Annotated in this window: 11 protein-coding genes; 1 reads left to right on the forward strand and 10 read right to left on the reverse strand. The window is 38.9% G+C overall.

Annotation, left to right across the window (positions count from 1 at the left end):
- The first annotated feature begins 154 nt into the window (after positions 1 to 154).
- Positions 155 to 3,301, forward strand: a complete 3,147-nt coding sequence (locus JMN32_RS24345; protein WP_202858989.1) for an ATP-binding protein — start codon at positions 155 to 157, stop codon at positions 3,299 to 3,301.
- A gap of 1 nt (position 3,302) precedes the next feature.
- On the opposite strand, the gene JMN32_RS24350 is transcribed toward JMN32_RS24345, so the two are convergent.
- From JMN32_RS24350 to JMN32_RS24395, 10 genes are all read right to left on the reverse strand, one after another.
- The gene (locus JMN32_RS24350) at positions 3,303 to 6,563 is read right to left on the reverse strand and encodes a sensor histidine kinase (protein WP_202858990.1); all 3,261 of its coding nucleotides are present in this window, start codon (positions 6,561 to 6,563) and stop codon (positions 3,303 to 3,305) included.
- 98 nt (positions 6,564 to 6,661) lie between these two features.
- Entirely contained in the window at positions 6,662 to 7,672 is a 1,011-nt protein-coding gene (locus tag JMN32_RS24355; protein ID WP_202858991.1) for a bifunctional 3-deoxy-7-phosphoheptulonate synthase/chorismate mutase, read from the reverse strand.
- 3 nt (positions 7,673 to 7,675) lie between these two features.
- A complete protein-coding gene (trpA, locus tag JMN32_RS24360; protein WP_202858992.1) occupies positions 7,676 to 8,464 on the reverse strand; it encodes a tryptophan synthase subunit alpha in 789 nt (262 codons plus the stop codon).
- A gap of 37 nt (positions 8,465 to 8,501) precedes the next feature.
- Positions 8,502 to 9,716 carry a tryptophan synthase subunit beta gene (gene trpB, locus JMN32_RS24365; protein ID WP_202858993.1) on the reverse strand — a complete coding sequence of 405 codons (1,215 nt, stop codon included), beginning with the start codon at positions 9,714 to 9,716 and terminating at the stop codon, positions 8,502 to 8,504.
- Between the two features lie 2 nt (positions 9,717 to 9,718).
- Complete coding sequence (locus JMN32_RS24370; protein ID WP_202858994.1) at positions 9,719 to 10,351, reverse strand: phosphoribosylanthranilate isomerase; 633 nt, start codon at positions 10,349 to 10,351, stop codon at positions 9,719 to 9,721.
- Positions 10,338 to 11,150 carry an indole-3-glycerol phosphate synthase TrpC gene (gene trpC, locus JMN32_RS24375; protein ID WP_202858995.1) on the reverse strand — a complete coding sequence of 271 codons (813 nt, stop codon included), beginning with the start codon at positions 11,148 to 11,150 and terminating at the stop codon, positions 10,338 to 10,340. The genes JMN32_RS24370 and trpC overlap by 14 nt, the downstream gene beginning before the upstream one ends.
- A gap of 3 nt (positions 11,151 to 11,153) precedes the next feature.
- Positions 11,154 to 12,164 (reverse strand): anthranilate phosphoribosyltransferase, encoded by a 1,011-nt coding sequence (gene trpD, locus JMN32_RS24380; protein WP_202858996.1) that lies wholly within the window; start codon positions 12,162 to 12,164, stop codon positions 11,154 to 11,156.
- Positions 12,165 to 12,222: 58 nt separating this feature from the next.
- On the reverse strand, positions 12,223 to 12,798 hold the full coding sequence (locus JMN32_RS24385) for an anthranilate synthase component II (RefSeq protein WP_202858997.1): 576 nt from the start codon (positions 12,796 to 12,798) through the stop codon (positions 12,223 to 12,225).
- A 9-nt stretch (positions 12,799 to 12,807) separates the two neighbouring features.
- A complete protein-coding gene (locus JMN32_RS24390; RefSeq protein ID WP_202858998.1) occupies positions 12,808 to 14,211 on the reverse strand; it encodes an anthranilate synthase component I family protein in 1,404 nt (467 codons plus the stop codon).
- A gap of 490 nt (positions 14,212 to 14,701) precedes the next feature.
- A complete protein-coding gene (locus JMN32_RS24395; RefSeq protein WP_202858999.1) occupies positions 14,702 to 16,786 on the reverse strand; it encodes a M13 family metallopeptidase in 2,085 nt (694 codons plus the stop codon).
- Between the last annotated feature and the right edge of the window lie 21 nt (positions 16,787 to 16,807).

Below are 16,807 nucleotides of genomic sequence, written 5' to 3' on the forward strand. Positions count from 1 at the left end.
TCATTTTCCCTTTACGACTCAGGGGCTTAAAATTATTTGTTTTATAATCGGTATTTTCATTTCTCAAACACTACCAGCCCAACAGCAAAATGGTCGATTAATCAAAACATTTGGAAGGCCAGACTTTAATGCATCTCTATCAAATTGGGATATTATGTCTGATAAAAGAGGAGTAATAGTCGCTGCAAATTTTGATGGCATCCTCACATACAATGCCAATAATTGGAGCTTTTCCCCAATAAGTAAAATGCTCCCAGGACTATCCGTAGTTCATGACAAAGAAAATAGAATATTTGTTGGCACGAAGGGGGATTTTGGTTACTTAAGGCCAGATTCTACTGGTCAATTGATTTATGTATCAATAAATAAAAATTTACCAAAAGAGTTGAATTCAAGTACTTTTTGGCAAATACGCTCTACCAATTCAGGCTGTTACTTCTATTCTCCAAACCTTATAATTAACTGGAATAATGGAGATATACGCTACTGGGAAACCCCTATTGATGAAAGGTTTACATCAATTTATAATCTCAATGACACCATTTATACCGCCAAACAAGGTGTTGGAATATTTAAATTTAAAGGTGACACTTTGAAGATAATACCAAAGACTAAATTTTTGTCAGACAAAAAAATTATTCTCATAAATCAAATTAAAAATGATTCTATTCTATATTCAAACAGCAGTGGCTTTTATTCTCTAAACAATCAGCGTATAGAAAAGTATAAAACAAAAGCAGATCAATACCTTAACCAAAATCATTTATTCACTAGCAGTAAAAACGCATATTCTCCTTCCCTTGCAATGGGAACCTTAACTGGAGGTATAATCACCCTTGACCGTAACCTTGAAGTCGTTGATACTCTCAACAAATCAACTGGCCTTACTAGTGATGTTATTAAAGCACTTTATTTTGACTCTCATGGAAATTTATGGAGTGCAATGCGTGATGGACTGGCTCTAATTGAGCTATCTTCCCCTATAAAACATTGGAATAATAAAACGAAACTCTCAGGAATTCCTACTGCAATAATAAAGCACAACAACTCTCTTTATATAGGAACTTCAGAAGGTCTTTTTAAAGTAGAAAACAATAGCTTTGATAGCACACCTGTAATCAGTAGTCACGTTTGGAGTATCCACAATATAGACTCATCTCTTTTAATAGCAACTCAAGAGGGACTATACACCCTTAACGGTAACTTACCCACTGAAATTTTAAATTTCTCTAATGTAAGCGAATTAAATACCATATCTATTAAAGATAAAAACCTCCTATGTGTTGCTCACAACGAAGGAGTAAGTATCTTATTGTATAATAAAACGAGTGGATGGACAATTGTTAATACCATTGACATCCCTAATCCTGGTTACGAAAGTATTATACTTGATAAGAATAATTCCCTATGGGTAAATGCAAAGTTTAATGGGGTATACAAAATAGATATTAACATAAACTTAGACTCTCTACCTTATACAACTACCAAATATGATACTCAATCCGGCCTCCCAGACGTCAACGAAATCAAAATAATCAAAAAGGATGATCAACTTCTCTTCACTACCAGCAACGGTTTCTACCAGTTCAATGAGCGAACAGATAGGTTTGAACCCGATAGCACCATACTTGAAGAACGTCTAAACATCAATAACATAGCGGAGGACAAATATGGCAACTACATTATATCTGTCATAGATGAAAACAGGAAGACTCATGTAGAAATGCTAAAAAAGGTTGGCAGCGAATATGTTAGGGATTATATACCCTTTAGGCGGCTTCCCGAAATGGAAATTACAGCCATTTATCCGAAAGATGACTACATATGGATTGCGGGAGGGGAGGGTTTATTCAGGTTTGATCGCAATATAAAAAAAGACTACACTATTCCTTTTAATACCCTGATAAGTCAGGTAAGTGTAAGGGATTCCGTCATATTCTATGGCCACTACTATGACCCTTCGGATACCACAGGTGTGCCTCCTATTGTACTGGATCAGCCAGAAATTTTCAAACCGAAACTAGAATTTAGAGACAATAACCTGACCTTTAACTTCAGCGCTGCATTCTATGAAGCCCCTGAACGAACGCTTTACAGCTACTACCTGGAAAATAATGAGGAGACTTGGTCCAAATGGTCTACGAGCACAACTAAGGAATATAATAACCTTAGTGCTGGAAAGTACACCTTTTATGTAAAATCCAAAAACATTTACGATACCGAAGGAAGAGTAGCATCTTATGAGTTTACAATATTGCCTCCATGGTACCAAACCAGTTGGGCTTATTTTATATTTACCCTGCTTGCCCTTTTATTCATATGGCTTATAGCTTTGACCTATACTTACCGTGTTCGCATGCAACGTAGGCGATTGAAACTCATTGTGGCGGACAGAACCTACGAGGTAATTGCGCAAAAAAAAGAAATTGAAAGGCAAAAGGACCTTCTGCAGCTTCAATTTGAAAAGATCAGCAAGCAAAAAGATAGTATTGAAGAAAAAAATAGCAAGCTTCAAAATGCTCAGCAGGAAACACAAAATGCTAATAAAGCTCTCCAAAAACTAAATCTGCACCTTGAAAAGGAAGTAGAAAAAAGAACTGAAAAAATTAAATCTACCCTTCATCAGCTACAGCTTAAGAACAAAGAATTAGACACCTTTATTTATCGGGCATCGCATGACCTTGAGGGGCCAATAAGTAGAATTAGTGGTCTTTCCGCCTTGGTAAAAATGGCTTTCCCGAAAGAAGCTGACCCACAATACCTTGATCTTATTGAAGCGACCACTAAGAACATGAAGGTACTTATCTACAAACTGACCCAGGTCCATGACTTACACAATGCTGTAGCAAAGAAAGAACAAATCATTTTAAAAGAACTGCTTTCCTCAATAGTTCAAAGCCTACAACACCTGGAAAACAACTGCACAATTCAATACACCTTTGACTTTCCGGACGAAACAAAAGTATGTGGAGATAAAGAACTTTTAACCATTACTCTTCAAAACATCATTGAAAATGCGTTGGTATTTCGAAAACCACGCGGTGATGATCAACATGTCACTGTCAAGGTCAGTAAATCAGACAACAAAGCTTATATAAGCATACACGATGTTGGCATGGGTATTCATCAGGATAATATATGCAAGCTATTCGACATGTTCTATCGCGGCACCAGCCAGTCTTTAGGCAGCGGCTTGGGTCTTTATCTTGCCAAGATGGCTATAGAGCATTTAAAAGGCAAGATAGAAATTAAAAGTGAACTGCATAAATATTCGGAATTTACAGTTATTATCCCCCAGTAGTTCAGGTAACATTGTCAGGCATAATCACTTCAAATGTGGTTCCGGAACCTTCACTACTTTTAACTAATTTGACTCTTCCTCGAAGCACTTTAGCAGCGGTTTGTACGGTGTACAGCCCCAGGCCTGACCCTTGAATATCATCCTGCCCCACAAAAAACATATCAAAAACCCTATCTGCAACACTCCGTGGTATACCGATTCCATTATCAGTTACTTCTATACATATATTGGTTTTATCCTTCCTGCTACAGATTACTTTTACTTTATGTCTCCCTGTTTCCTTTCTAAATTTTAAAGCATTCTCCAACAGGTGATAAAGTATAATTTCCACTGTTTCTCCATCAGAGTACAACCTAAAATCCGGAGAAACTTTTATTTCGATATCAATATCGTTTGAACCTTCAGGCAAAAGGCGCTCCAACACCCTATGAATAATCTTATCGATAGCAATTTCGTTGATATTCAACTCTGACGCCTTCAACCTTGCAATATTGAGCAGGCTATAAAACACATCATTCATTTCATTGGCAGTCTGGTTAAGCAGGCTCACCAACTCCAGGATATTTTCATCAGATGTTTCCAAAGATATCAGATGACTCAATCCCTGAAGCCGGGCAATAGGCCCTCTTACATCATGAACTGACCTATAAATAAAAGTATCCAATTCCTTATTTGCACTTAACAGATCCTTATATGCTTTTTTGAGTTGTTCTGTACGCTCTTCCACCAAGTCTTCCAAATGCATATTGACTTTATGCAGCTCCTTGTTCTTTGATTCTATTTGCTTCTGTTGACCTTCTATGGCTTCCTTTTGAACTTCAATCTCTTCCTTTTGGCGTACCACTTCAGATGTTCTCTCTGCAACCAGCTTGGCCAACTCGTATTGTGCTTTTTTGAACGACCTAACCCTAAGATTATAAATTAATACCCCCATAAGAACTACTAAAATCACTACCCCGAGTACAAACGTATTGGTTTCATAAAAGGCGGGTTTAATATAAAAGGAAATTGTAGCCCCATCTTCATTCCATATACCATCACTATTAGCAGCTATTACTTTAAATGTATATCGCCCATAGGGCAGGTTAGTATAACTTGTCTCTCTCTTATTTGACTTCTCCCACTCATCGTCAAAGCCAATCAGCGTATACTTATATTCAATATTTTCGGGTGAGACATAACTCAGGGCGGAGAATTTGATCTCAACTCTTTGTTTGCCTGATGGAATACTTATACTACTATCCAATTTCACCTCTTTACCATCCACAAAAAACTCTTCGATCATTACCGGTGGCTTTTGCCGGTTGACCTTAACCCTTGAAGGGTCTATGCTTTCTACCCCATTATTAGTAGCAAAGTATAAAGTACCATCAGGAGACTTTAAACTGGTTGCCGATGAGATCGCCGCCGTTGATTTCAAACCATCTTTTTGCGAATAGACCACTGGGTTAATCCAGGACATTTTACCATCGGCCAGGTCATTCAGATCCTGCTCTGATACTTTAAAAACAGTCATATTTTTCTGATTGGTAGTGATCCAATAATACCCATAATTATCTTTAAGCATCTGAAATACGGTATTGCTCGCCAACCCATGTCCCGCAGTAAGCCCTACAAATTTCCCATCTTTATATCTGGTTAATCCAGCATTGCCACACAACCACATAGCTCCATGGTCATCAAAATATGTTTTGAAAATAAAGTCACCTGCCATACCATCCTTGGCAAAATAATTGGTGAATTGCCCTCCTTCAAGTCTATTCAGACCATTACGGGTTCCAATCCACATGGTTCCTAAGCTATCCTCCCTAATACTCATAATGTATTCGTGTGACAGCCCATCTTTTACTGAGTAATTTTCAAACCCCTCCGGGGTGATTACTGTTATTCCATTGGTAGTCCCTACCCATACATTACCCTTAGAGTCTTCATAAGTAAGCCTTACATTGTCATGAATTAGTCCGTTGGCGGTAGTATAGACTTCAGATTTACCATCTTTATACTTCAGGAGACAATTAAGCGCCGATACCCATAGGTTCCCTTTACTATCCAACATCCCACTTTTAAAGCCGTTAACTTGAACATTATAATTCAAATCAAAACCTTCAAGCATATTACTCTTTAAATTCAGGAGATCCACTCCTTCCTGCTGAACAATGATCAATGTACTATCATCTTTTTGCAGAATACTATGAACAACATATGATTCATGTTCATTGGATATTAGGTTGGAGTAATTTGTAAACTTCCCATCCCAAAGTTTGTACAAACCACTCCTGTAAGTGCCCAACCATAGATTCCCTTCTCTGTCCTGAACCATTGAGGTTACATCTTGCCCAAAAATCGGATGTGCATGAGAAAAGTATGAAAACTTGCCTTTATTGATTCTACAAAATCCCCTGTATGATCCTACCCAGGTTACCCCATTATTATCCACCAGTGAAGACACCACATAGTCATTCTGCAACCCTTCTTTCATTGTGATATTTTCGATGGTACTATCCTTCTTAATAATGGAGAGTCCCATATCCGTACCTACCCAAACCCCATTACTTTCTGTATTTAAATAGTTTATTATATTACTCACCAGCCCCTGTTCTACAGTATAATGTCCATTGACTTTACCCTCTGAAAACCGAAAAACTCCTGCATCCGCCGTAGCTGCCCAAATTTGATTTGCATCATCACATGCAATGCTTTTGAGCTCTCTTGACTTCAACGCTGAGGGAGTATCATCATTGACAAAAAACTCACCTTCTTTATAGTACAGTCCATCACTGGTAGCTACCCAAATCCTTCCTCGCTTATCCTGAACCACCTCTTCCACAAAATTACTGGGCAGACCGTCTTCTATAGTGTATGTGCGCGTGTTCTCCCCACGAATTGCGGTGACTCCTCCTCCACTGGATGCAGCCCAGATCACCCCTGAGTTATCTTCATAAATATGTGTATAGGAATTATTAATTATCTCAGGAGTATTAAAAGAGTTAAAGGTATAGAACTCTATTCCGTTAAACCGTGTAATCCCTCCGTAGGAAACAAACCAGATATAGCCGGTTTCTGCCTGAATGATATTTATAATTGAATTAACAGGAAGGCCATCTTCACTTTTCCAGTGATCAAAGTTATATTGATCAAGCTTTTTATATGGTCTTAACTCATTTTGGGCAAACAAACAGCCACTTGAAATCCATACGATCAAGAAAAAACAGCCGATTGACTTAGACAAGTAGCCTACCACATTATTAGCTTCATTATTCAAATTGCCTACTGAATTAATATTCAGCTAAATTGTAATATCAACAATTTACCCCACTAGTTCAAGCAAGATCTGGAGAAAATAATGACGAGAAAGTCCTTTTACAGACTTTCTCTCAGTTCGAAGACTTTCCTTATTTTATTGATAAGTTTTTCTGAATCTCTGAAATTAAGCGTCTGCTGTCCATCTGAAAATGCTTCGTTTGGTTTTTCATGAGTTTCATAGATCACGCCGTCTGCTCCAGCCATAACACAAGCCAATGCTACTGGCTCAACATAATCACGGATACCAATACCATGAGATGGATCCGCAATTACAGGCAAGTGTGTCTTTTCCTTAATAATAGGTATAGCATTAATATCCATGGTATTTCGGCTTGCCCTTTCATAAGTTCTTATACCTCGTTCACAGAGCATCAGATTCTCATTACCAGCAGAAAAAACATATTCTGCAGAATATAGTAATTCGTCAATAGTTCCTGAAATTCCGCGCTTAATTAGAACCGGTTTGTCTACTTTACCAAGTTCATCCAGGAGGTTAAAGTTTTGAGTATTTCTGGCTCCTACCTGATACACATCAATATAGTCATACATCTCCTCAATTTGAGACACCTGCATCACTTCGGTAATGATTTTAATTCCGGCCTCTCTGGCAGCTGTATACCATTTCTTTAGCCCCTCTATGCCAAGCCCCCGGAATGAATAAGGAGAACTTCTGGGTTTATACACCCCTCCTCTCATGATTCTTACATCATTAGCTTTGAGATGTTCTATAATCTTATTGATTTGTTCCTCACTTTCAATGGAACAGGGTCCCGCCATTATAGCCATATCTCCCTCAGAAATAAACACGCCATCTCCAAGGTCAATGCTTGTCGGGTTTACCTTCCACTTTCTCGATACCAGCTTATAATCATCAGAAACAATATGGATATCTGAAATACCCTGCATTTGTCCTATTTCCCTAATATCAAATTCATTTTTCCCAATACCGATGATATAATCCCCTTTTTGCGTGGTAACCTCGGTGGTTTTGTATTTCAGAGTATTAACCTTTTCTATTATCCTTTGCTTTTTTTCTTCTGGTAGGCCGGTTTGTAACTGTATAATCATTGTTTATGCTTTTATGTCCTTTACGAATGTTTTTATCTGCTCTTTAAGGTTTGTGGCCGTCTGAAGTAACTTAATGAAAGCACTACCTATAATAGCTCCATTACTATATGATGAGGCCGCCTTGAAAGTCTCATTATTGGATATACCAAAACCTATAAGCAATGGGTTTTTCAACTGCATATTTTGCACACGCTCAAAGTATTTTCGCTGCTGGTTTCCCAACAAATCTCTGGCACCTGTTACGCTTGCTGACGAAACCATATAGATAAAACTATTGGTGTGTTTATCAATAAGTCTAATGCGACTTTCTGAGGTCTGAGGTGTAATCAGAAAAACATTTTTAAGGCCATGTTCTAAAAATATATTTTCATAAAGTGCCAGATATTCTGCCATGGGCAAATCAGGGATTATGACACCATCAACACCGCACCGCTCACACTCAGCACAAAATTTACTTATACCAAACTGCAGTACAGGGTTGATATACCCCATTAATATAACAGGAATAGATACTTTTTTACGCAAATCTGCCAACTGATCAAACAGAATGCGTAAGCTCATACCATTATCCAATGCCTTCTTGCTGCTTTCCTGGATTGTTGGTCCATCTGCCACCGGATCAGAAAATGGCATTCCTATCTCTATGATATCGGCCCCGGCTTCCTCTAGATACTGAGCAATTTTCAAGGTATCACCCAACTCTGGAAAACCTGCTGTATAGTATACCGAAAGCACATCTTTACTGTTCGACTCAAACAATTCGTTTATTCTATTTGAAGTTTTTGTATTCATAATTCAAGGTTGTTAATACGATTAAAACTCTCCCTATTCAGTATTTCCCCCATTTGATATAAGTATCAAGATCCTTATCTCCCCTGCCGGATAAATTAACCACAACTATATCGTCAGAAGCAAACTCCATTTTCTCCAAAGCAGCAAGAGCATGCGCTGACTCTATGGCTGGAATGATACCTTCATACCTGCTCAACTCTACACCAGCATGCATGGCTTCTTCATCACTGGCATTAACAAACTTAACTCGACCTGTTTCAAACAAATGAGCATGCATAGGGCCAATACCAGGATAGTCCAGCCCTGCCGAAATAGAATATGGTTCAATAACCTGTCCGTCTTCCGTTTGCATAAGTAGTGTCTTACTTCCGTGAAGTACTCCCTCTTTCCCCAAGGCAGTAGTAGCCGCTGACTCACCGCTGTTCACACCTTTACCTGCAGCCTCAACGGCAACCAGGTTTACTTCTTCATCGCCCAGAAAATTATAAAACGCACCTGCTGCATTGCTACCTCCACCCACGCAAGCTATAACATAGTGAGGTAACTGCCGCCCTTCTTCCTGCTCCAACTGGAGCCTCATCTCTTCACTGATCACACTTTGAAAGCGAGCCACCATATCTGGATATGGGTGAGGCCCCACAACCGACCCGATAATATAATGGGTATCCAAGGGGTTATTAATCCAGTGGCGCATAGCTTCATTAGTGGCATCTTTAAGGGTCCGACTCCCACAAGTCGCAGGCACTACTTCAGCACCAAGTATCCTCATGCGCTCTACATTGGGCCTTTGACGAGCCATATCAACTTCACCCATATAAACAATACACTCCAGCCCCATCAAAGCACAAACAGTGGCTGTTGCCACACCATGCTGACCTGCACCTGTTTCTGCAATTATTTTGCTTTTACCCAACTTTTTTGCCAGAATGATCTGTCCAATAGTATTGTTTACTTTGTGAGCCCCTGTATGACAGAGATCCTCTCTCTTCAGGTATATTTTTGTGTTATACTTTTCAGATAGTCTTCGTGCATAATATAACGGTGTAGGCCTACCTACATAGTCCTTAAGCAGCTTCTGAAATTCATTACGAAAGTCTGTTGATTCTATTATTTGCAGGTAATTTTCTCTTAGTTCATCAACATTAGGATATAACATCTCAGGGATATAGGCTCCTCCAAACTGACCATAATAGCCCTGTTCATCTACGGTATACCGGCTTTTCTCAATCGTATTTTTTATTATATCAGACATAATTATTGCATTTGCTGTTTTAGTTGTTTGATAAGTTCAGTGTTTTTTAGCCCGGGGCTAACTTCAAACTGGCTATTAATATCGATGGCATAAATATCCAGATCATCAATTTCCTCTAGCTGGCAGATATTTTCCAAAGTCAAACCTCCACTCAAAATGATCGGTTTAGGCAAGTCTAGCCCCTTTAGGTGTGTCCAGTCAAAAGCTACTCCGTTGCCCCCATATTTCTGAAGTCTCGTATCAAACAGATAGTAATCTACCACTTCCCCATATCCCATCAGCAGGTCCCTGTCTATAGTATCGTTTCCTGAAAAGACCTTGATCACCCCCACTCCATTTATCTTAAGGTGCAGACACTCTTCAAAAGGCTCATCTCCATGTAATTGGGCAAAGTCCAGTTCATACATGCGAGCTATCTCCAATACCTTTTCCACTGGGTGATTCACAAACACACCGACCTTCATTGTAGACTCCGAGAATCCAGAAAAATGATCTTTCATCAATACATCCCCAACATAACGTGGCGACCTGTTATAGAAAATAAACCCGACGAAATCAGGCTTAAGTTCAGCCACCTCGGGTATGTTATCTCTTAGACCACACACCTTCAACTTAATATTGCTAAGCTTTGGCATAATTGACCTTTTCAATTTCACTTAACTGCTCAATAAATCTGGCGCAAGACTTTTCAGGCCTACTGTTTCGCATAAAGCGTTCACCTATAAGAAAACCGTTAAAACCATGCTTCTTGAGTTCAATTACGTCCTCAGGAGAATGAATACCGCTTTCAGATACTTTAACAACCCCTGAAGGTATTATTCCTGATAACTTTATGGAAGTATTAATGTTCACATCAAAAGTAGTGAGATCTCTATTATTAACACCTACCAGATCTATATGATCATTAATATGCCCCAATTCATCTTCATTATGAATTTCCAGCAGTACTTCAAGCTCCAAAGAATGTGCAAATTTCGCCATTTGCAATACCTCTTGTGGAGTGAGTACGGCAGCTATCAATAGTATAGCATCAGCACCAATGGACTTAGCTTCTATTATTTGGTATTCATCAACCGTGAAGTCTTTACGGAGTATCGGACAAAAATTAAACTTTCTAGCCACAAGAAGATCCTCATTTTTGCCTCCAAAATAATTTGTATCAGTAAGTACAGAGAGAGCCGATGCTCCTGCCTGCATGTACCCTATCGAGATTCTTTCAACAGAAACTTCGGGGTTAATTACACCCTTGGAGGGAGACCTTCTCTTAATCTCTGCTATCACACCCGACTTATCTTCTCTTAAAACGTACTTTTTCAAGGAGACGGGCTGCGTATTAAAAAACAAACTTTGTTCAAGAAGTTTAACAGGAAAAAGTTCTCTTTTTCTCTGCACTTCTATTCTCTTATGTTCTACTATCTCTTCTAGAATATTCATGGTTTATGCTGTTGTAAAAGTTCTCTTTTTATTTACTAATCTGTTGAATGCTCTTAGCGCTTTACCTGATACTAAAGAGGCATGTGCTCTGGCTATACTATCCTCCATTGATTCTGTCTGGTCAGCACAGTTCAATGCCATCCCTGCATTAGCGATTACTACTGCATTTTGAGCATCAGTACCTTCTCCATTCAATATTTTCATAAATATTTTAGCCGATTCTTCAATGGTTTTACCTCCGGATATCTCTTCTTTCATTACTCTGGGCAGTCCCAGGTTATCCGGGCTTAGAATTTTCTCGCCTTTATTAGAAATCATTTTAAAGTTTCCTGTTAGAGAAATCTCATCATAGCCATCCAATGCATGCAGGATAACAAAATCCTTATTCGATTTCTGATATAAATACCCATAAAGCCTAGCCAACTCCAGATTAAAAACGCCAACCAGCTGCTTGCGTGGAAATGAGGGATTAACCATGGGACCTAACATATTAAAGAAGGTTTTCACTCCCAGCTCTCTACGAATAGGTGCAACATTTTTCATTGCAGGATGAAATAATGGTGCATGCAAAAAGCATATCCCCGCTTCATCGAGGCTTCTTTTCAATTCACTTTTATTGCCGCTAAATTCATAACCAAAGTGGCTCAGCAAATTGGAAGACCCGCATATAGAAGACACCCCATTATTTCCATGTTTGGCAACATTTTGTCCGGCCCCTGCTACTACAAAAGACGAAAGCGTAGAAATGTTAAAGGTATCTTTACCGTCTCCTCCTGTTCCGCAAAGATCAATAGCATCATATTCATCAATTTCAACAGGTGTACATAGTTCCAGCATAGCATCTCTAAAACCTTCCAGTTCATCTACCGTGATGGTCCGCATCATATAAACTGTTAAAAATGCGGCCACCTGACTGTGGGTGTACTTCCCTTGGGCAAGCTCAATGAGTATTTGCCTTGAAAAGTCTCTATCAAGCGATTTATGTTCAATAAGTTTATTAAGTATATCTTTCATCTGTAAATATTTTTAGTAATGAAGTATAGGTTCTAAGGCTGTTATCAGTCTAATTCAATTAGTTCTTCAGCCAATTACCAATAAGTTGTTTTCCATATTCCGTCAGTATTGATTCCGGGTGAAATTGCAAACCTCTCACATCATACTCCACATGCTTCAATCCCATAATATTGTTCTGTTCATCAATGGCGGTTACTTTCAGCTTACCGTTAATAGACTCAGGTAAAACAGCCCAGCTGTGATAATGGCAACCTTTAAATTTTTCAGGCACGCCTTTAAACAAGTAATCCTCAGGCTCTAGTACTGAAATATCGCTTGCCACGCCATGAAGCACTGTAAACATATTATATAGCTTGCTACCGAATACTTCGGCAATACCTTGAAGCCCAAGACAAATTCCAAGAATACTTTTTTCAGCTCCATACCGCTTGATCAACGGCTTAAGTATACCTGCCTCATCAGGTATCCCTGGCCCAGGGGAGATGAGTATTTTATCATAAGCACCAGCTTCTTCAACCGTAATTTTATCATTACGAATTACGCTAAGAGCTTCTCCATAGCCCAATTCCTTAATGATATGAACTATGTTGTAGGTAAATGAATCGTAATTATCGAGTAAAAGTATATCTTTCATTGCTGTAATTCAGTTAAGTTTTTGAGCCATATCAATTGCTTTTCTTAGAGCAGCGAGTTTATTATTTACTTCCTGAAGTTCGCTTGAAGGCAGTGATTTTGCCACCACTCCAGCTCCCGCCTGATAATGTAATGTATTATCCTTACTCAAAAATGACCTTATCATGATGGCATGATTAAAATCTCCATTGAACCCCATAAAGCCGATAGCTCCTCCATAATAGTTCCTGCTCGTATTTTCATACTTGTCAATTAATTGCATAGCCATGTGCTTGGGAGCTCCTGAAAGTGTACCTGCCGGAAAAGTACTGGCTACCAATCTCAGTGGAGAAGACTCTCCGTTAAGCTGCCCTGTAACTTTGCTTACCAGGTGTATTACATGCGAATAATATTGTATCTCTTTAAAGACATCTACAGCAACATTTTCCGAACTACGACTCAAGTCATTTCTAGCAAGATCCACCAACATCACATGCTCTGCATTCTCCTTTTCATCCGCAGCGAGTTGTTGTGCCAGTTCTGCATCAGCCATATCATTACCAGTGCGTTTAAATGTACCTGCTATTGGATAAATGCTAGCTTGTGAACCTTTGATGACAATTTGCGACTCAGGAGATGATCCAAAAATTTTAAAGCTTCCATAATCGAAATAAAAGAGGTAAGGAGATGGATTAATGGAGCGAAGGGCACGGTAAACATTAAATTCATCACCTTGAAACTCATTCTCAAATCTTCGTGACAACACAATCTGAAAAACATCACCACGCAAACAGTGAGAGCGCCCTTTAGTAAGTATCTGGAGAAATTCATCATCAGTGTAGTTTGACTTCTCCTCCCCGTTTAAAGTAAAATCAAATTGTGGATCATTATTGATCTTTATGAGTGACTCAACATAACTGAGGTTTCCTTTCTTTTCAAACTCATCTATTTTGTGTTCAAAAAGATATAACTCATTTTTGAAGTGATCGATGACTATTACATAGCGGTACATTTTGTAAATCATATCCGGTATGGCATCATTCACCTGCTCTATAGCTATATCTTCAAAATACTTTATATTGTCGTAGCCCATATAACCAAACAGCCCATTGGAGATAAACTTATATTCAGACTCTTCAGTAATGAAAGACTCTCTAAAAGCGTTTAACTCATCCAGCAAATTCCCTCTATCTACTTCCAATATTTCGCTTTTACCCCCTGGATATTCTCTCCTTAGTTTTCCATTGCTCACCTCAAAAGAGGCAATAGGAGAACAACATATATAGGAGTAACTGTTGTCTGCTCCATGGTAATCAGAACTTTCCAGCAGGATACTTTGAGCAAACTTGTCCCGTAACCTAAGGTAAATACTTACCGGGGTCAGGGTGTCTGCCAGTAGTTTTCTGGTGTTGGTCTTAACGGTGAATTTGTTCATTAAATTGGCTTTTTTGGTGTTTTGGTTAATGTTTTAAAATAAAAAAGGCTTGCCGTATGAACGGCAAGCCTTTTAATATATGCATAGCATGGTCGTTCACTCTCCGATATGCGAAAAATGCCACCACCATACTTTATTGATATATATTAATGTTCTCATCTTATATTTTTAATTAATATAAAAAAAGCTCGCTGTTGAACAGCGAGCCTTTTGAATGTTTTGATCTATTTTATCTCATAACAACGCCGTTCTACCAAGTTTTGGTATAGTGCCACCACCATGCGTTATTTAATGAGTTGTTTTTCATATCCAGATCAAAAGTATAAAAGGGAAATTTTATGTGCAAGTAAAACTTTCAATTTTACTTACTATCGGCCTTAGCACCTTTTTTAGAGGCCGTCTTTTTGCCTCTCGTCCCTTCCCCATTATAAATTTGATTAAAGTCAAACTTTATTAAACTATAAAACAAGTTTAATAAAGTTCAAAAATTTTACCAAATCTTTACTCTGACACTATCTGCCCTGTACATACCATCACCCGGCTTCACATCAAAAGCCTGATAGAAGGTTTCCAGATTAGCCAAAGGCCCGTTGGCCCTGTACATACCTGGTGAGTGAGGGTCAGTATTTACTTGTGTTCTCAAGGTTTCGTCCTTATACTTAATTCTCCAAATGGTTGCCCAAGATACAAAGAATCTCTGCTCAGGGGTCATTTCGTCGATGAGTCCCGGATTACCGTGCTCTGCAAGGTGACGCTGAAGCCCATCATATGCAGCACTAACACCTCCCAAATCACCAATATTTTCGCCCAAAGTAAAGGCTCCGTTAACTTTAACACTATCTAAGGGCTCATACGCATCATATTGTGCAATAAGTTGTCCAGTTCTGGCTTTAAAGCTGACGGCATCTTCATCGGTCCACCAGTTTTTCATATTTCCTTCTGCATCAAATCTACTTCCCTGATCATCAAAGCAGTGAGATATCTCATGTCCTATTACGGCGCCTATACCACCATAATTCACCGCCATATCAGCTTTATAGTTGTAGAAAGGAGGCTGAAGAATAGCTGCAGGAAATACAATTTCGTTAAATAATGGGTTAAAATATGCATTTACTGTCTGCGGACTCATCCCCCACTCTTTCTTATCAACAGGTTTACCTATTTTATTAATCTGATAATTAAAGGCAAACTTATTCGCATTGAGTATATTTCCAACATAAGAAGATTTCTCCGGGTCGCCTTCAACAACGAGACCTGAGTAATCTCTCCACTCATCAGGATATCCTATTTTGACAGTCATTGTCCTCAATTTTTCCAAAGCTTTTTCCTTTGTAGAATCTGACATCCAATCCAGGTTTTTAATTCTATCGGCAAATGCCAGTTTGATATTTTCCACCATCTCCTGAGCCTTTTGCTTGGCTTCAGGTGGGAATACGTCATCTACATACAATTTACCAATAGCTTCTCCCAATGAAGCATTGGTAGATGCCAGTACTCTCTTCCAGCGAGGCTGCATTTCTTCAACACCTCTTAATTCTTTGCTGAAGAACTCAAAATTAGCCTGTACGAATTCATTGCTTAAATAACTTGCATTGGAATCAAGCACTCTCCACCTCAAGTACTCTTTCCACGTAGCTACCGGCACCTCTTGTGTGATCTTTTGAAATTCCTCAACGAATTTGGGTTGCATAACAATCAGGGTATCTATACCCTTAACTCCCATATCGGCAAGATATTCTGTCCAATCTATTGAAGGTGCAAGTTTGGAAAGATCTTCCAATGACATCTTGTTATAAAGTGCAGGTATGTTTCTTCTCTCTACATTAGTCATAGAAGCCTCCGCCATTCTTGTTTCAAGTTCCATAATTCTTTGAGCCTGACCTTCGGCACTTTTCTGATCATCTCCCAAAAGTTTCAGCATCCTAACCAGATGTTGCTCATACTTCTCTCTGATCTCTTTGGATTTAGAATCGGTTTTGGTGTAATAGTCTCTATCAGGAAGTCCCAATCCTCCTTGCCCAACATAAGCAGCCATTACCTTACTATTTTTGAGATCGGGAAATACTGCAAACCCAAAAAAGGCTCCACCCCCGTAAGTCTCTTGCTCAGAAAGATACTTCTGAAGATCTTTTACATTTTCAATTTTCGAAATCTTCTCAAAATAGAACTCAAGTGGCTTAGCTCCTGCTTTCTCTGCCAATAGAGAGTCCATGCCTATGGCATAAAAATCCGTGGCCTTCTTTTGATCTGTACCTTCCCCATATTTATTGCTTTTACCCGCGTTTTCAAGTACGTTCAGCACAGTCTCATTCGTCATTTCACGAAGCTCGTTAAAGCTCCCCCACCTACCCTGGTCACCAGGGATTTCCGTTTGGTCTACCCACTTACCATTTACAAAACGAAAGAAATCATCCGCAGGTCTTACTGTCGAATCAATATAGGTAGTATTGATCCCTATAACTTTATCTGTTTCTTCAACCTTCGACTTATCTTCGGATGTACCACAGGCAACAACCATGGCAGCCATCCCTAAAGCCAAAAGTGTATTTGATAGGTTTAAACTTTTTAAATACATTATTGATAAGGTTTAATGATC

Origin of the sequence: Fulvivirga marina (genome assembly GCF_016775155.1) — a bacterium.
GTDB lineage: Bacteria > Bacteroidota > Bacteroidia > Cytophagales > Cyclobacteriaceae > Fulvivirga > Fulvivirga marina.